The sequence below is a fragment of the Halobellus litoreus genome, assembly GCF_024464595.1.
GTDB lineage: Archaea > Halobacteriota > Halobacteria > Halobacteriales > Haloferacaceae > Haloquadratum > Haloquadratum litoreum.
Genome location: NZ_JANHAW010000001.1, coordinates 515,874 through 531,973 on the forward strand (window position 1 = coordinate 515,874; position 16,100 = coordinate 531,973).

Sequence of the window (16,100 nt, forward strand, 5' to 3'; positions counted from 1 at the left end):
TCGCTCCCGCGTCGACGTGCCGAACGATCGCTGCCCGACGCGGGACGCCTGCTACGTCACGGGGGGTGTGGCCCCCTCTTGGTATATAACCCTCCGCTCAGTCCTGACGCCAGGGCGTGCCCTCGAAGTCGACGACGCGGTGCCGGCGCTCCACCGCGTCGATCGCGGCGACGTCCTCGTCGTCCAGGTCCAGATCCAGTGCGGCGTAGTTCTCGCGGATGTGCGCCGGCGTCCCGGACTTCGGGATCGGCGTGACGTTCTCCTTCGCCAGCAGCCACGCGAGCGACACCTGCGCCGCCGTGGCGTCGTGCTTCTCCGCGACGTCGACGATCTGGGGGACCTCGGCGACTTTCCCGCGGGCGATCGGCGAGTACGCGACCAGGCGGTGCCCCGCTTCGACGGCCAGTTCGTGTAATTCTGTCTGCGGAAGCAACGGGTGCATCTCGATCTGGTGCGCCAAGAGCGGCGCGTCGAGACGGTCGAGGGCCGTTTCGAGTTGATCGGGACGGAAGTTGCTCAGGCCGACGTGGTCGACGACGCCCTCGTCGACGAGTTCGTCGAGCGCGGGCAGCGTCTCGTCGGGATCGTACGCGTCGAGCGGCCAGTGGACGTACAGCAGGTCGATCGAGTCGACGTCGAGCCGCGCCGCGCTCTCTCGCGCGGTCGCGAGCACGTCGTCGTACGCCAGATTTTTCGTGTCGAGTTTCGTCGCGACGAAGACCTCCTCGGCGTCGCGGTCGGCGCGCGCGAGTCCCTCGGCGACGAGCGCCTCGTTCCCGTAGCTCTGTGCGGTGTCGACGTGGTCGTATCCGAGGTCGACAGCGGTCGAGACGGCGGTCGGTCCCTGCTCGGGGTCGGTGAGGTCGTACGTCCCGAGACCGAGCGGTGGAAAGTCCATACAACACCGACGCGTGCCAGGCTTTCGATAGTTTCGGTGTCGCCCGACGGGAGCCGGGTCGGGCGTCGGTGTCCCTTTGTCGTTCCCGGCCGAACGCGGAGGTATGACAGACGCTGATTCTTCCACAGCGGGTGATTCCGGCGCCGCCGCTCCGGACGGTTCCGGTGCCGAAACGTCGGCCGATTCCGAGGCGTCGACGCCGAACGGAGCCGGATCCGACGACGGTTTCGATGCAGAGTCCGATTCCGCCGCCGGATCCGACTCCGACGCCGAATCCGAATCCCGACTCCTCGTCTACGGCGCGTACGGCTACACCGGCCGCCTGATCGTCGAGGCCGCGGTCGAACGCGGTCTCGACCCCGTCGTCGCCGGGCGGGACGTCACCAAGACGCGGGGCGTGGCGACCGCGAACGGGCTCAAGGCGCGGACGTTCCCCGTCGAAACCGCCGCCGAGCACCTCGGCGACGTCGACGCGGTGCTCAACTGCGCCGGCCCGTTCGCCGGGACGGCCGACGCGATGGCCGACGCCTGCATCGAGACCGAGACGCACTACCTCGACATCACCGGCGAACTGGCGGTCTTCGAGCGGATCAGCCGTCGCGACGCCGATGCCGCGGCGGCCGGCGTGACGCTCCTCCCGGGTGTGGGCTTCGACGTCGTTCCGACCGACTGTCTCGCGGCGCACCTCCACCGCCGACTCCCGGAGGCGACGCACCTCTCGCTGGCGCTCGAAGCCGACGGCGGGGTCTCGCCGGGGACGCTGAAGACGGTCCTGTCGGATCTGAGCGCGGGGGGTGCGGTGCGGCGCGACGGCGACCTCCGGTACGAACGCGTCGGCGCGCGGACCCGCGTCGTCGACTTCGGTGACGGGCTCCGGCGCGCGGTCTCGATTCCCTGGGGCGACGTCTCGACGGCGTATCACACCACCGGGATTCCGAACGTGGACGTGTACCTCTCCCTGCCGGCGAACGCGCGGCGCGCGGTCGCGCTCTCGGCCTACGCGGGCGGCGCGCTCGACAGCGACGCCCTCCAGCGGGGGCTCTCGTGGCTCGTCGACCGCTACGTCGACGGCCCCGACGAGGAGACGCGCGCGACGGGCGAGTCGCGGGTCTGGGGCGAGGCCAGGTCCAGCGACGACCGGGTCGTCTCGCGACTCCGGACGCCGGAGACGTACCGCCTCACCGTTCGGACGGCGCTCTTGATAGCGACGAAGGTGCTCGGCGGGGAGGCCCCCGTCGGCTATCAGACGCCCGCCGGCGCGTTCGGACCGGATCTGATCCTCGACGTTCCCGGCGTCGAACGCGTCGACGTCGAGGACGGCGAAGTCGTCGAGCACGCGTCGGAACCGAGCACTTCGCGGGCTGCGGAGTAGCGGCCCGCGGGACTCTCACCGCTCCAGAGAATTTCACGTATGTCGAATATATTCTTTGATAGTACCCGTTCTGTCGGTCACTCGCCGGAGAGACGATGCGTATCCGTGCGGGTCGGTCGCATACCGTCCGTCGCTCCGAAACGGTTTTGATGCGGCCTCGCGCACACTCGGTATGCCGAAGGAACCCGACACCGGGTACGACCCCACGCTGGGTCGGAAGTTCATTTTCGTGACCGGCGGGGTGATGTCCGGGCTGGGCAAGGGGATCACCGCCGCGAGCACCGGCCGTCTGCTGTCGAACGCGGGCTTCGACGTGACGGCGGTCAAGATCGATCCGTACCTCAACGTCGACGCGGGGACGATGAACCCGTACCAGCACGGCGAGGTATACGTGTTAAAGGACGGCGGCGAGGTCGACCTTGACCTCGGAAACTACGAGCGCTTCCTCGGCGTCGACATGACCTCCGATCACAACGTCACCACGGGGAAGACCTACCAGCACGTCATCGAGAAGGAGCGCGCGGGCGACTATCTGGGCAAGACCGTCCAGATCATTCCGCACATCACCAACGACATCAAGCGCCGGATCAGGGAGGCCGCCGAGGGGACCGACGTCTGTATCGTCGAGGTCGGCGGCACCGTCGGCGACATCGAGGGGATGCCCTACCTGGAGGCGCTCCGGCAGTTCGCCCACGAGGAGGACGACGGCGACATCCTCTTTACGCACGTCACGCTCGTCCCGTACTCGAAGAACGGCGAGCAGAAGACGAAGCCGACGCAGCACTCCGTAAAGGAACTTCGGTCGATCGGCCTCCAGCCCGACATCCTCGTCGGGCGGTGTGAGAACGAACTCGACCCGAAGACGAAGGAGAAGATCGCGCTCTTCTGCGACGTCCCGACGGAGGCGGTCTTCTCCAACGCCGACGTCGAGGACGTCTACCACGTCCCGCTGATGGTCGAGGAGGAGGGCCTCGACCAGTACGTGATGGAGCGGCTGAACCTCGATGCGGAGGCGCTGCCGCCGGCGGAACGCGAGAACCGCTGGCGGGAACTGGTCACGCGCGAGCGGACCGACGAGGTCGACATCGCGCTGGTCGGGAAGTACGACCTCGAGGACGCCTATATGTCCGTCCGCGAGGCGCTGAAGCACGCGGGCATCGAGCGCCGGACTGAGGTAAACGTCCTGTGGGTCGACTCCGACGAGATGCTCGATCGGCACGAAAACAGACTGAAAGAGGCCGACGGCGTCGTCGTCCCCGGCGGCTTCGGCTCCCGCGGCATCGAGGGGAAACTGAAGGCCGTCGAGTACTGCCGAGAGAACGACGTTCCGTTCCTGGGCCTCTGTCTCGGCTTCCAGATGGCTGTCGTCGAGCACGCGCGAAACGTCCTCGGACTCGAGGGCGCTCACTCCGCGGAGTTAGACCCCGACACCGAACACCCCGTGATCGACATCCTCCCCGAGCAGTACGAGGTCAACGACATGGGCGGGACGATGCGCCTCGGCGCACACGACACGGCGATCGACGCCGGCTCCCTCGCCGAACGGGTCTACGACGACACGGTCTGTACCGAACGCCACCGCCACCGCTACGAGGTCAACCCCGAGTACATCGGAGAGTTGGAGGCGGGCGCGCTCGACTTCTCCGGACGCGCCGACAACCGGATGGAGATTCTCGAACGCACCGATCACCCGTTCTTCCTCGGGACGCAGTTCCATCCGGAGTTCCGCTCGCGGCCGGACCGAGCGAGTCCGCCGTTCGTCGGGTTCCTCGACGCGGTGTCCGGGGAGTTGGACGCGCGTGACCTCGCGGACAGGGAGGTGCAGGCCTGATGGTCGACGCACCGTCGTTCATCGACGACGCGGTCGAAGAGATCGACGAGCAGATCGGCGACGCCAACGCCGTCATCGCGCTCTCGGGCGGCGTCGACTCCTCGGTCGCCGCCGCGCTGGCGTACCGCGCGATCGGGGACCGCCTCACCCCGGTCTACGTCGACACCGGACTGATGCGGAAGGGCGAGACCGAGCAGATCAGAGAGACCTTCTCGTATATGGACTCGCTGCGGATCGTCGAGGCGCAGGACCGCTTCCTCGACGCGCTCGCGGGGATCACCGACCCCGAGGAGAAGCGTCACGCGATCGGCGAGCGGTTCATCCGCGAGTTCGAGCGGGAGGCCATCTCCGCCGACGCCGACTACCTCGTCCAGGGGACGATCTACCCCGACCGGATCGAGTCCGAGGGGAACATCAAGTCCCACCACAACGTCGGCGGGCTTCCGGAGGTCGTCGACTTCGAGGGACTCGTCGAACCCGTCCGCGAACTGTACAAGGACGAGGTCCGCGACGTGGCCCGCGAACTCGGCCTCGAAGAGATCATCTCAGAGCGGATGCCGTTCCCCGGCCCGGGGCTGGCGATCCGCGTCGTCGGCGAGGTGACGAGAGAGAAGGTCGACATCGCCCGCGAGGCCTGTCACATCGTCGAGGAGGAGACGGCCGAACACGACCCCTGGCAGGCGTTCGCCGCCGTCGTCGGCAAGGGGACCGGCGTGAAGGGCGACAACCGCGTCCACGGCTGGATCGTCTCGGTCCGCTCCGTCGAGTCCCGCGACGGGATGACCGCGCGCGCACAGGAACTCCCCTGGGAGACGCTGCAGCGCATCCAGTCGCGGATCACCGGCGAGAACGAGAACGTCGCCCGCGTGGTCTACGACGTGACGCACAAACCACCCGCGACCATCGAGTACGAATGATCCTGGTCGCAGGCGCAGATGCGAACGGCCTGGGCGACGCGCTCGAAGCGCTCGGCGTCGAGGTCGTCCGCGTCACCGGCGTCGCCACCCGGGAATCGCTCGACGCGGCCGGACTCGCGGAGGCCCACACGCTCGTCCTGACGGATATGGACGACGCCTCCGCGATCCCGGTGGCGAAGGAGGCGAACACCGAGGTGCGAATCGTCGCCTACAGCCGCGACTCGCTCCCGGAGTTCGCCCGCGGGCAGGCCGACCTCGCTATCGACCCCGACCTCCTGACGCCGGACGTCGTCGCCGAGGAACTGGTCGACGGGCGGGTCGAGGGGTAGCGGACCGCGTCGTTCCCCGGCCACCTCACTCCTCGTGTCGCAACTGTCGCGCGCACAGCGACGGCCCCGGGACGAGCGAGTCGTCGTCCGTGTCGGGAAGACCGATGTGCGGCCGGCCGTCGTCGTCGACGAAGACCGATAGCCCGGTCCAGGAGACGGCGTCGGGGTCCGAGAGCGTCCACGTCGTCACCGCGTCGGGGTCCGCCGCCGACGCCCCGGCGACCTCGACGGTCACTCGGTACGTTCCCGTCCGTACCGCGAGGTTTCCGATGACGTACTCGTAGGCCGGATCCGGCGCGTCCGCGCTCGCCTCGACGGTCGTCGAGAACACCGCGCGGGGCGCGCCGTCGTCGAGGTAATCGACGAACACCGAGATCGGGTGTTCGGCGCCGTCGAAGCGGAAGAGGTGGATCTCGGCGCCGTAGCGTTCACCGGGGTCGACGGCGTTCGCGTCGGTATCGGCCGCGGCGTAGGGTTCGTCGGCGGATTCACAGACCACCGCGCTCCACGGCGCGACCTCGTGGCGGCCGTCGCGGCCGACGAAGTGGGGGACCTCGTGACGGTTCCGTCCGTATCCCCCGCGCTCGCCGTACTGCGCGGCGGCGCGGCACGCACCGAACAGGTAGAATCCTCCGCCTGTCTCGACGACGAGCGTCGCGGCGGGGTCGCCGATCTCCGGGCGTCTCGCGGGCGCGTCGCCGGCGTACTCGACGATCTCGTTCCGCACGGCCGTGCGTTCGTACTCCCGAACGAACGCGAGGGCGTCCGCCGCCGACGGCGACTCGGGGGGGTCCGGGAGGGGTTCAGTCTCGGTCAGCGGCGTCGCCGTCGGCCCCGGAACCGTCGTATCGGTCTCGGTGGATCGGTCCGTGGTCGGTCCGGTGCGACCGCCGCAACCGGCGAGCGATGCGGGGAGGACGGAGAGGGCGGCGAGCAGTCGTCTGCGTCGCATCGCCGGCAGTCGTCCGCCCAGCCGTAAAGCCGTTCTGCGTGGCGCGATCCGGAGGTCGCCGAAAACCGAGGCCGTAGGAACCGCGGCGTCGGATCACGCGCGCCGGAGAATCGCGCCGACGATGGACGAGGCCGCGGGCGCTACAGGATGACGTCCTTCACGTCGCTCGCGCCCGCGCGGCGGACGATCGCGCGGACGATGTCCTGCGCGCCGCCGAGGTTGTCCGAGTCGCCGTCGAGGACGAGGAGTTTCGCGTCCCGTCCGGGTTCGACGACGCCGCAGTTCAGGTCCGCGATCTCCGCGCCGTTGACCGTCGCCATCCTGAGTACCTCCCGCGCGGGAACGTCGGCGAGTTTCGCGGCGAACTCCATCTCGCGGAACATCGACGGGGAGTTCAACATCACGTTGTCGGTGCCGAGCGCGACGGTCGTGCGTTCGACGAGTTCGCGGATCGGTGGGACGCCGACGCCGGTCACGAGGTTCGAGCGCGGGCAGACGACGACCGGCACGTCGTTGTCTTCGAGCCGCTCGTAGTGGATCGACTCGGGGTGGACCATGTGGACCACGAAGTCGGGGTCGAGGTCCAGCGCGGGGTTGATGTCGTGCGGGTCGCGCTCGCCCGCGTGGATGCCGAACAGTTTGCCGGCCTCGCGCGTAGCGTTTCGGAGCCGGTCGAAGTCGGCGTCGCGGGCGCCGGACGCCCCGAACCCGTCGGACTCGTGCATCGCCGCTTCCGACTCGCGGCCGAGCGTCACCGGCTCGATCGGGAGGCCCTCCGCGGCGGCGCGAATGTACTCGACGCCCTCGACGTCGCCCTCGCGGAACTCGATGCACGCGGCCGTTCCCGTCTCGCTCATCAGTCGCAGCGAGCGGCGCATCGCCCCGACCGTCTCCTCGCGGCTCGCCGCCCGGAGCAGTCGGTGCTTCAGCCCGTCCGGCGGCGCGACGAGTTCGTCCAGGGAGAGCCCCGCGCCGGCCTCCTTGGCAATCGAGTCACCGATGTGGGTGTGGGCGTTGACGAACGCCGGCAGGACGATGTCCTCGGAGTAGACGTCCGCCTCCTCGACGGCGACGATCTCGTCGTCCTCGACGACGACGCGTCCCCGGACGGGTTCGAGTTCCGGACCGCGCAGTACCGTTCCCTCGACGATCATTGCGGAACACTCGCCGGCACAGCGGCTTGAAACTCCCGGAGTGCGGTGGTGGTCGCCCCGAGAGCAACGAGAGCGACCGTCACGATTCCGTGAACTCGTCGAGCGTCGCCGTCACGCCCGGGCGGACGTCGGAGACGAGCGCGCCGTCGAGGTCGAGGCCGAGGGTTTCGACGGCCGCGCGGCCGGCGCGGTCGGTCTCCGCCTCGGGAACGTAGACCCCGAGCCGCCACTGCTGTTTCTGAGCCGTCCGCAGCGCAGACACCAGCGGCGACTGCTTGCCGAGCCGACGCATCTCGCCGCTCACCATCACCCGCGACGTGGATTCAGTCATCGACGGTCGCGGCGGAACGTCGACGACGACCCGCTCGGCGGGCAGGTCAGCCCGCTCGGCGACCTCGGCTTCGAGGTCTCTGAGCGTTTCGTAGTCGGCGTCGACGACGGGTTCGGGGACGGCCTCCAGTTCGGCCCAGACGGCGCGCTTGTACAGGTCGCGGGTGCGAAGCCGGTCCGCCAGGTCGCTCGTCGACGGCGTCGACCGGAGCGCGACCAGCAGGTCGTGGTCGTCCATCCGGCGGAGTTCCCGCGGCGAGGTGTCCGTCCGGTCGAGCAGCCGTTCGGCCCCCCGCCGGAGCATCGCCTTCGAGATGCGGGCGACGTGGTGCTGGTAGACGGTTGGATTCATCAGTGCGCGCGCGAGCAGCAGCGACTCGGCCGTCTGGACGTTGCCCTCCGCCAGGACGAGTTCGCCCTCGACGAAGGTGAGTTCGCGGATCAGGCGCTCGTGGTCGATCGTGCCGTAGGGGACGCCGGTGTGGTGGGCGTCGCGGACGAGGTAGTCCATCCGGTCGACGTCGAGTTCCCCGGAGACGAGCTGGCCGTACTGGCCCTCGCCGGCGACGAGGTCCGCGATGCGGTCGGGTTCGAGGTCGTGCTCGCGGAGGACCTCCCCGACCGCGCCGGCCGCGAGCAGTTCGTGGACGTCGTCGTGGTACTTGCCGGTGTGTCGGTGGGTCACGGTCTCGACGTTGTGGCTGTACGGCCCGTGACCGACGTCGTGAAGCAGCGCGGCAGCGCGGATCCGCTCGGCCTGTCGCCCCCCGATCCCGAGGTGATCGAGCGCCCGGTCCGCGAGGTGGTAGACGCCGAGGGAGTGTTCGAACCGCGTGTGGTTCGCGGAGGGATAGACCAACTGGACCGTCCCCAGTTGCTTGATGTGCCGGAGCCGCTGGACCGGCTCGGTGTCGAGGAGAGCGGCGGCGACGCCCTCGACCTCGATGTGGTCGTGGACGCTGTCCTTGATCGTCGCCATACGTCGGGTAGGCGCGGCTTCGTACAAAAACAGTCGGTCGACGCCGGGCGATCCCTGTCGGTCGGCGTCGGGGGGTCCCGGTCGATTGACGCCGAGGTTCCGGCAGCTTTTGCGTCGCGTTTTAGCCGGATTAACCGGGTTTTCGTCGCGGGCGGACCGTGAATTCGGATTGATGATCGGCCCGGTTGAAGTGGTCCAGTCGACAAGGTTGGGTTGCGCCGTCGTGCCGCAGTGCGCGGCGTCGCACCGCGGTCGCCCCGATGGATGGTCGGGGAGACTGACCGCCCGCGGCCGGTACCGGAACGCCGCCCACCGGCGTCCCGCGTCGCCGGCCGCGGATTCGACGCGCCGACCCCCGTCGGTTCTCCCGTCCCGGCGGGGGTCGTCGCGGATGCGAGCGGGCCTGACCACCCGCTCGCGACCGACACTCCGGCCGGTCGCCGCCCCACCCGGCGACCGGCGACAGAGGCACCCGCAGGCGCGGACGAGCGGCCGTCCGCACGATCGACACCCCTTCTCGAAGACACTGCTACTGATCACGCTGGTCACATACTGCCGAGCGCCGTCAGCGAGGGGACGTTCGGCGGGAAACAGTGAGCGTAATCAGTCTGAGAACCTGTGCGGTAATTCGGTGGCTTGATTGCCTTGCTCCCTAACGTAGGAGCAGAACCGACACGGATGCTGTCGCTATCCTCTTCGAGCGCGCTCTACGGTGCGTACGTGTTCGCCTTCGCCGCCGCCGCACTCGCCTGTTTCGCGATGCTGCCCCGGACGAAACACATCGAACACGACGACACCCGGCGGGGCCTCTTCTGGCTCCTTGTGACGAGCGGCGGATGGGCGGCCGCACACGTCGGCTACCTCACGATGCCGACTGTCGGACTCCGCTACACGTTCTACGTGATCGGACTCGTCGTCGGGATCGCCTCGGTCGGCCCCTGGCTGTACTTCTGTGCGGCGTACACCGGCCGCTCCGTCCACCGCGACCCGGCCGTTCGAAACGCGTTTCTCGTCGTCTTCCTCGCCATCGTCGCGGTGAAAGTGACGAACCCGGTTCACAACTGGTACTTCGTGGCCGAGTCGGCCGTCGCTCCCTTCGCCTACCTCGAGATCAACCACCGCGCGTTCCACTGGATCGCGATGGGACTGGCATACTCGCTGGCGTTCGTCGGCTTCTTTATGCTCTTCGAGCTGTTCGTCCGAGTCAACTCGGACACCCGCCCGCTCTTCGCCCTCATCGGACTGACCGGGATTCCGGTCGTCCTCGACGTCGCGGGCGCGCTGTCGCCGGCCGTCCTCGACATCACCTACTCCTCGATCGGCGTGGCCGCCTTCGCCGTCGGCGTCTTGTCGCTGTACTTCGATCGCTTCCAGTTCGTCCGCGTCGCGGGCGAGACCGACGATCCGATCGTCGTCATCGACGGGAGCGGCAAGGTCCGGGACTACAACACGCGCGCCGCGGACCTGTTCCCGGGGCTCTCGGACGCGATCGACAAGCCGCTCGCAGAGTTCGTCCCGAGACTCTCGGAACGGCTCGACGGACAGGAAGCGATCCTCGAGATCGACGGCGACGAGACGACCCGGTACTACAACGTCTCCTCGAACCCGTTCACCACGGGTGGCGCGGAGACGGGGCAGTCGATCGTCCTCTCGGACGTGACACACCGCGAACAGTACCGGAAGGAACTGGAGAGCAAAAACGAGAAGCTCGAACAGTTCGCGAGCATCGTCTCTCACGACCTCCGAAACCCGCTGCAGGTCGCGAAGGGGCGGACCGAACTCGCGATCGAGAAGGAGGACACAGGACACCTCGAACCGGTCGTCCGAGCCCACGAGCGGATGGAACAGCTCATCGAGGAGATGCTGACGCTCGCGAGGGAGGGCGTCTCGATCGACGAGACCGAGCGCGTCGACGTCGTCGACCTCGCGCGGCGGGCGTGGGGGATGATCGCCGGCGGGCAGGCGTCGCTCTCGATCGACGACGCGGTCGACCTGACCGTCTCCGCGGATCCCGAGCGCCTCCAGCAGCTGTTCGAGAACCTGTTCCGGAACGCGATCGAGCACGGCGGCGACGACGTCGTCCTGCGCGTGGGACCGCTGGAGAACGACGCCGGCTTCTACATCGAGGACGACGGCTCCGGAATCCCCGACGCGGATCGCGACGAGATCTTCGAGGCGGGCTATACGACCGCCGACGACGGCACGGGGTTCGGCCTCGCCATCGTCTCGGAGATCGTCGACGCCCACGAGTGGAAGATCCGGGCGACGGAAGCCGAATCGGGCGGCGCGCGCTTCGAGATCCGAACCGCGTCGGAGTACTCCCAAGGCTGAGAGCGAGCCCCCGCGACCGACAGCCTATAGACGGTTCCCCCACACGACTCCGGTATGGCACTCGACCTGTACGAGGAGGTTCGCGCGACGCTCGATCCCGACGACGGCGAGATTCAGACCGCGGAACTCGTCGTGACCGACGACGTACTGGTCAAGGCGTTCGCCCTCGGCCCCGGAGCCGAGCTGGAGCCGCACGAGCACGCCGAGAGCACGAACGTCTTCCACGTGCTTGAGGGGTCCGTGGTCGTCGTCCGCGACGGCGAGAGCGAGGCCGTCGACGCGCCGAGCGTCGTCCGTCACGACCGCGGCGCGGTCCACGGCGCGCGCAACGAGTCCGACGAGGTCGCGGTCTTCACGGCGAGCCTCTGCCCGCTTCCCTGAACCGGCGGCCGGACACCGCCCGAAACGATTAACGGCGGCGGCCGTGAGGTGCGCCTATGGAGCGGATCCCGTTCGGCGTCTCGCATCTCGATAGCGTCATCGGCGGCGGCGCGCCGTCGGGAACGGTCGTGCTCCTGGTCGGCGAACCGGGTGCCGGCGCCCGGGAATTCATGTACACGAGCGCGACGATGAACGCCGTCGCCCGGGCCGACAGAGAGCTGTTCGAGCTGCACTACGGCGACCTCCACGATGACGCCGCACTGCCCCCGGAAGTGCACTATCTCTCCTTCACGGACGACGAGGCGAACCTCCGCCGCGAGATGGCCTACGTCCTCGACGACGACCTCGTGAGCGCGGCCGCAGACCGGATCGCCGTCCGGGACTTCTCGCCGGAGTACTTCCAACTGAGTCCGGTGCCGCGGGAGTGGTATCTCGGCGAGACGACGAGACTCCAGGACCTCGGCGGCCGCGAGGAGCGCTCGGAAGTCCTCACGGCGCTCGGCCAGTATCTCAACGCGAACGCCGCGGAGAACCTCGTCGTCATCGACTCGATCACGGACCTGGTCGCCGGCATCTCCGACGAGATGACGTGGAACGACATCGCGATGCTGCTCCGGGGCCTCGGAAAGGCCGCCCACCGCTGGGACGGCCTCGTGTTGGCGTACGCCAGCCGCGAGACGCTCGATCGGACCGAACTCGGACACCTGATGGACGCCGCCGACGGGACGCTGCAGTTCGAGTGGGAGTCCGGGGGCTCGAAGCGCGCGCGGACGATGGTCGTCCAGGAGTTCCGCGGCGTCCTCTCGCAGATCGAGCGCGAGAACATCGTCCGATTCGAGACCGAGATTCACGAGGGCGGGTTCGACATCAGCGACGTTCGGAAGATCCGGTGAAGCGGGTCGACGAGATTCGCTGAATCACTCCTCGCCGACGTCGACGCCGGTGATCTCGAAGCGAGCGCCGCCGTCGGCGCCGTCGGTCACGCCGATCTCCCAGCCGTGCGCCTCCGCACACTGCTTGACGATCGAGAGCCCGAACCCGGTGCCGCCATGGGTCGTCGAGTAGCCGTACTCGAAGACCTCGTCGCGCTTGTCAGGAGGGATACCCGGGCCGTCGTCTTCGACGTAGAAGCCGTCGTCGAGCGCGCCGACGGTCACCGTCTCGCCGCCGTGCTCGACGGCGTTGCGCAGGAGGTTCTCGAAGAGCTGTCGGAGTTGCGTCTCGTCGGCCTCAACCGTCCCCTCGACGCCGACGGTCACCGCCGCGTCGCCCGTGTCGACGTTCTGCCAACAGGACCGCACGAACGATGACAGCGCGACCGGCGTCAGCTCGATTTCGGTGTCGCGCTCGCGGGCGAGCGTGAGCAGGTCGTCGATGAGTTCCGCCATTCGGTCGTGAGCGTCGGCGACGTATTCGAGCTGTTCGCTGTCGCACTCGTCCAGGGCGAGGTCGAGCCGTCCCTCGGCGACGTTCAGCGGGTTCCGGAGGTCGTGAGAGACCACGCTGGCGAACTCTTCGAGCCGGGCGTTCTGTCGCGTGAGTTCGCGCTCGCGCTCTCGGATCCGCTGGTTCCGCTGGACCTGTTCGAGCGCCGTGACGATGTTGATCCCCAGGATCTCGCTGAGCACGACGTCCTCGTCGTCGAAGGCGTCCGGCGTCGGCGACCCGGCGATGAGGATGCCGTACTCGTCGAGCGGGACGAACATCTCGCTGCGGATCGGCGTCTCCGGGTTGTACACGTCGGGATCGGACTGGACGTCGTCGATCGACTTCGCCTCGCCCCGCTCGAAGACGCGCCACGCGATCCCTTCTCTCTCGGCGAACGTCGGCAACGGGCCGACGAGTTCCCTCGCCGTGTCGGTGGCGGCGACGGGGACGAGTCCCTCTCCCTCCCTGTAGAGGTTGACCACGTTGGCGTCGAGACCGATGATCGTCTTCGCCGCGTCGACGCCGACCTCGGCCACCTCCTCGCAGGACTCGGCCGCCATCAACTCTCTCGCGGTCTCGTTCAGGGCTTCGAGGCGACGCTCGCGCTCCTTTCGCTCCGTGATCTCGTAGTACACCCAGAGGTGGCCCTGCCCGTCGGGCAGTTCGATCGGCCGGTAGTTCCGCTCGAAGGCCCGCCCGTCGTCGAGCACGAGTTCGTCGTTCCAGGTCGGTTCGCGCTCCTCGATCAGTCCGTTGATCCGCGTGACGAACCCGTCGGGGTCGGCGAACATATCGCTCACCTCCCTGGCGAACGCCTCGCAGTCGGTCCCGATCACGTCCGCCGGAACCCCGGGCAGATCGAAGAGTTCGAGCAGGCGTTCGTTCACCCGCAGCACGTTTCGATCGGCGTCCTCCGCGAGCACGCCGACGGGGAGCGTCTCGAAGAGCGTCGATCGGAGGATGTTCGTCCGTTCGAGTCGCTCCCGCTGTTCGTGTTCTTCGGTGACGTCCTCGAACTGCGAGAATATCGAGATGATGTCCCCGTCCTCGCCGGTGACGACCTGGTTGTGCCACGAGCAGAGCCGTCGCTCGCCGTCCTGGCGGACGATGTCGTTGAGGCTCTGGTAGCCGCCGCGGTCGGCGAGCAGTTTGCGTTCGATCTCGGCGACGTGTCGTCGACCGTCTTCGGGGACGATGGGGAGCCAGGTCCCCCCGACGAGGTCCGCCGCGTCGTAGCCGGTGATCTCGGTGGCGGCCTCGTTCACTCTGACGATCGTGAACGTCTCGTCGTACTCGATCGTCCCCAGCGGCGACTGGTCGATGAACCTGGAGAGCCGACGTTGGCTCTCGGCCAGCGCCCGCTGTGAGTGAGTCTGTTCGACGGCGTTCTGGATGCGGTTCGCCAGCACCGTGTACTGCTCGGTCCCGGTCTCCTTCTGGAGGTAGTCCGTCACGCCCGCGGAGATCGCCTTGCTCGCGATCTCTTCGGACCCGCGCCCCGTGAAGAGGATGAACGGCACGTCCCCGTCGAACTCCGTGACCCGTTCGAGGAGTTCGAGGCCGTCCATCCCGGGCATCTCGTAGTCGCTGACGACGCAATCGATCCGTTCGTTCCGGATGCGTTCGAGGGCGGCCTCGGGGTCCGTCGAGGTGTACACCGAGAACGCGTCGTCGAATCGCGTCAGAAACGACGCGGTCAGATCGACGATGCCGGGATCGTCGTCGACGTGCAGGACCCGTATCTCCGCCGGCGGGTCCTGCGGGGGCCCCGTCGTTTCAGACATACGAGACTATACTGAGACTCGGGGTATATAAATTCACGTCGGCTATCGAAGGTGATACTACGAGCGAGCCGCGGCCAATGCGTCGATATCGGGCAGCACACCCTTGACGCTCGACTCCTAAGGCCGGGTATGCTCACTGCGCTCCACCGTCTCGGCCTCGAAGTCAAATCGCTCGCCCGGGCGCGGGAATTCTACGAAGGACGCCTCGGGTTCGACGGAGCGGAGGGGGGACCGGAGACGGCCGTCGCCTACCACGTCGGCGTCGACGGCGACGCAGACCCGACGAGGCTCCTCCTCCGCCGGCCGACGGACACGCCGCGCGGCGGCGTCCACACCCACTACGCGTTTTCGACGACGCCGGCGGCCTATCGAGCGTGGCGACGGCGACTCGCCGACCTCGACCCGGTGGAGTTCTCGTTCGGCGCGAGCGACTCCCTCTACGTCGACGACCCGGACGGTCACTGCGTCGAGATCGGTAGCGTCGACCGGGAGGGCGCCGTCGAGGCTGCCGACCTCGCGACCGACACCGAGGGGGAACGGGCGCCGCCGCTCACGGGGATCTTCGAGGTCGTGCTGGAGGTCACAGACCTCCCGCGTGCGGAGGAGCGGTACCGACGGCTCGGCTTCGAGGTCGTCGACCGCGGGGACGAGCGGCGTCGCGTCCGCCTCGACGGGCCGGTGGCGCTGGAGCTCTGGGAACCGCAGTTGGGAATCGCGGACGCCCGCGGGGGGTTGCACGTCGACCTCGCGTTCGCCGCGCCGAACCCCGACGCCGCGGTCGAGGCCGGCGCGCCCTGGGCCGCCGGTCCGCATCCCGTCGACGGCGGCGTCCGGGTCGTCGACGACGACGGCCACGTCCTGACGTTTCTGCGCCCCGGACGCGGGTGACCGTGCGTCGCGAGCCCGCGGCGCGAACGCCGCTCCCCGATCAGAGTCGGTCGGTGTCGATGTCGACCTCGGGCGGGGCGACGATCAGGAAGTTCCGGAAGTGCGTGAGGCTGCCGCCCATATCTCTGACCGGGCGGGCGAAGCCCTTCGCCAGTTCGTTGAGGTCGCCCTCGACGGCGAGGACCAGGACGTTGTCGGCCTCGACGGTCCGGACCCACACCTCGGGGTCCGTGGACCCGTCGAGGATTCCGAGGACGACGTCGCCTTCGACGTCTTCGTCGAGGTGCTCTTCGGCCTCCGAGAGGTTCAGGTTGAAATCGCTCATACCGACGTAGACGCGTAGCGGGACGAAAAGGATTCGGACGGAACGCGTCGAGACGGGGGGTGTCGCAGTCGCGACGACGGGTCCCCGCTGAGAACCGGAAATCGCCGTGCCCGTTCGTCCAGTTCAAGGCGCGCGCGAGCGGCGACGGTGGGCAACTGACCGAATTCGCGGCGGAAATTGCACCGATCCGAGACCGTTCAC

At 68.3% G+C, this 16,100-nt stretch carries 14 protein-coding genes; 8 read left to right on the forward strand and 6 right to left on the reverse strand.

The features are described 5' to 3' along the window. Positions 1 to 97: 97 nt before the first annotated feature. Positions 98 to 898 (reverse strand): aldo/keto reductase, encoded by an 801-nt coding sequence (locus tag NO360_RS02615; protein ID WP_256305826.1) that lies wholly within the window; start codon positions 896 to 898, stop codon positions 98 to 100. A gap of 103 nt (positions 899 to 1,001) precedes the next feature. On the opposite strand from NO360_RS02615, the gene NO360_RS02620 reads away from it, so the two are divergent. The 4 genes from NO360_RS02620 to NO360_RS02635 all read left to right on the forward strand — a co-directional run bounded on the left by NO360_RS02620 (position 1,002) and on the right by NO360_RS02635 (position 5,347). Beyond that, on the forward strand, positions 1,002 to 2,270 hold the full coding sequence (locus tag NO360_RS02620) for a saccharopine dehydrogenase family protein (RefSeq protein ID WP_256305827.1): 1,269 nt from the start codon (positions 1,002 to 1,004) through the stop codon (positions 2,268 to 2,270). Between the two features lie 172 nt (positions 2,271 to 2,442). Beyond that, positions 2,443 to 4,101: a glutamine hydrolyzing CTP synthase gene (pyrG, locus tag NO360_RS02625; RefSeq protein ID WP_256305828.1), complete on the forward strand. Its 1,659-nt coding sequence runs from the start codon at positions 2,443 to 2,445 to the stop codon at positions 4,099 to 4,101. Beyond that, entirely contained in the window at positions 4,101 to 5,018 is a 918-nt protein-coding gene (gene guaA / locus NO360_RS02630; RefSeq protein ID WP_256305829.1) for a glutamine-hydrolyzing GMP synthase, read from the forward strand. The genes pyrG and guaA overlap by 1 nt, the downstream gene beginning before the upstream one ends. Further along, positions 5,015 to 5,347: a DUF7126 family protein gene (locus tag NO360_RS02635; protein WP_256305831.1), complete on the forward strand. Its 333-nt coding sequence runs from the start codon at positions 5,015 to 5,017 to the stop codon at positions 5,345 to 5,347. Before guaA ends, NO360_RS02635 begins: the two co-directional genes overlap by 4 nt. Before the next feature lie 25 nt (positions 5,348 to 5,372). Here NO360_RS02635 and NO360_RS02640 read toward each other — a convergent pair whose 3' ends face one another. The 3 genes from NO360_RS02640 to NO360_RS02650 form a co-directional block, all read right to left on the reverse strand. Next, on the reverse strand, positions 5,373 to 6,299 hold the full coding sequence (locus NO360_RS02640) for a hypothetical protein (protein WP_256305832.1): 927 nt from the start codon (positions 6,297 to 6,299) through the stop codon (positions 5,373 to 5,375). A gap of 140 nt (positions 6,300 to 6,439) precedes the next feature. Further along, positions 6,440 to 7,453, reverse strand: coding sequence for an amidohydrolase family protein (locus NO360_RS02645; protein ID WP_256305834.1), 1,014 nt, complete (start codon positions 7,451 to 7,453; stop codon positions 6,440 to 6,442). A 79-nt stretch (positions 7,454 to 7,532) separates the two neighbouring features. Then, on the reverse strand, positions 7,533 to 8,762 hold the full coding sequence (locus tag NO360_RS02650; protein WP_256305835.1) for an HD domain-containing protein: 1,230 nt from the start codon (positions 8,760 to 8,762) through the stop codon (positions 7,533 to 7,535). A gap of 678 nt (positions 8,763 to 9,440) precedes the next feature. Between NO360_RS02650 and NO360_RS02655 the strand changes: the two genes are divergently transcribed. The 3 genes from NO360_RS02655 to NO360_RS02665 are packed head-to-tail and all read left to right on the forward strand — an operon-like array spanning position 9,441 to position 12,367. Further along, on the forward strand, positions 9,441 to 11,093 hold the full coding sequence (locus tag NO360_RS02655) for a sensor histidine kinase (RefSeq protein WP_256305837.1): 1,653 nt from the start codon (positions 9,441 to 9,443) through the stop codon (positions 11,091 to 11,093). 54 nt (positions 11,094 to 11,147) lie between these two features. Then, positions 11,148 to 11,474, forward strand: coding sequence for a cupin domain-containing protein (locus tag NO360_RS02660; protein WP_256305839.1), 327 nt, complete (start codon positions 11,148 to 11,150; stop codon positions 11,472 to 11,474). A gap of 56 nt (positions 11,475 to 11,530) precedes the next feature. Beyond that, positions 11,531 to 12,367 carry an RAD55 family ATPase gene (locus tag NO360_RS02665; protein WP_256305840.1) on the forward strand — a complete coding sequence of 279 codons (837 nt, stop codon included), beginning with the start codon at positions 11,531 to 11,533 and terminating at the stop codon, positions 12,365 to 12,367. Between the two features lie 24 nt (positions 12,368 to 12,391). On the opposite strand, the gene NO360_RS02670 is transcribed toward NO360_RS02665, so the two are convergent. Beyond that, on the reverse strand, positions 12,392 to 14,686 hold the full coding sequence (locus tag NO360_RS02670; protein WP_256305841.1) for a PAS domain S-box protein: 2,295 nt from the start codon (positions 14,684 to 14,686) through the stop codon (positions 12,392 to 12,394). Positions 14,687 to 14,815: 129 nt separating this feature from the next. On the opposite strand from NO360_RS02670, the gene NO360_RS02675 reads away from it, so the two are divergent. Beyond that, on the forward strand, positions 14,816 to 15,574 hold the full coding sequence (locus NO360_RS02675) for a VOC family protein (protein ID WP_256305843.1): 759 nt from the start codon (positions 14,816 to 14,818) through the stop codon (positions 15,572 to 15,574). A 40-nt stretch (positions 15,575 to 15,614) separates the two neighbouring features. On the opposite strand, the gene NO360_RS02680 is transcribed toward NO360_RS02675, so the two are convergent. Next, positions 15,615 to 15,899, reverse strand: coding sequence for a DUF5779 family protein (locus NO360_RS02680; RefSeq protein WP_256305844.1), 285 nt, complete (start codon positions 15,897 to 15,899; stop codon positions 15,615 to 15,617). Between the last annotated feature and the right edge of the window lie 201 nt (positions 15,900 to 16,100).

Coding starts and splice junctions, on each gene's coding strand:
- NO360_RS02615 (WP_256305826.1), bottom strand. CDS start 898: ATGGACTTTCCACCGCTCGGTCTCGGGACGTACGACCTCACCGACCCC.
- NO360_RS02620 (WP_256305827.1), top strand. CDS start 1,002: ATGACAGACGCTGATTCTTCCACAGCGGGTGATTCCGGCGCCGCCGCT.
- pyrG (WP_256305828.1), top strand. CDS start 2,443: ATGCCGAAGGAACCCGACACCGGGTACGACCCCACGCTGGGTCGGAAG.
- guaA (WP_256305829.1), top strand. CDS start 4,101: ATGGTCGACGCACCGTCGTTCATCGACGACGCGGTCGAAGAGATCGAC.
- NO360_RS02635 (WP_256305831.1), top strand. CDS start 5,015: ATGATCCTGGTCGCAGGCGCAGATGCGAACGGCCTGGGCGACGCGCTC.
- NO360_RS02640 (WP_256305832.1), bottom strand. CDS start 6,299: ATGCGACGCAGACGACTGCTCGCCGCCCTCTCCGTCCTCCCCGCATCG.
- NO360_RS02645 (WP_256305834.1), bottom strand. CDS start 7,453: ATGATCGTCGAGGGAACGGTACTGCGCGGTCCGGAACTCGAACCCGTC.
- NO360_RS02650 (WP_256305835.1), bottom strand. CDS start 8,762: ATGGCGACGATCAAGGACAGCGTCCACGACCACATCGAGGTCGAGGGC.
- NO360_RS02655 (WP_256305837.1), top strand. CDS start 9,441: ATGCTGTCGCTATCCTCTTCGAGCGCGCTCTACGGTGCGTACGTGTTC.
- NO360_RS02660 (WP_256305839.1), top strand. CDS start 11,148: ATGGCACTCGACCTGTACGAGGAGGTTCGCGCGACGCTCGATCCCGAC.
- NO360_RS02665 (WP_256305840.1), top strand. CDS start 11,531: ATGGAGCGGATCCCGTTCGGCGTCTCGCATCTCGATAGCGTCATCGGC.
- NO360_RS02670 (WP_256305841.1), bottom strand. CDS start 14,686: ATGTCTGAAACGACGGGGCCCCCGCAGGACCCGCCGGCGGAGATACGG.
- NO360_RS02675 (WP_256305843.1), top strand. CDS start 14,816: ATGCTCACTGCGCTCCACCGTCTCGGCCTCGAAGTCAAATCGCTCGCC.
- NO360_RS02680 (WP_256305844.1), bottom strand. CDS start 15,899: ATGAGCGATTTCAACCTGAACCTCTCGGAGGCCGAAGAGCACCTCGAC.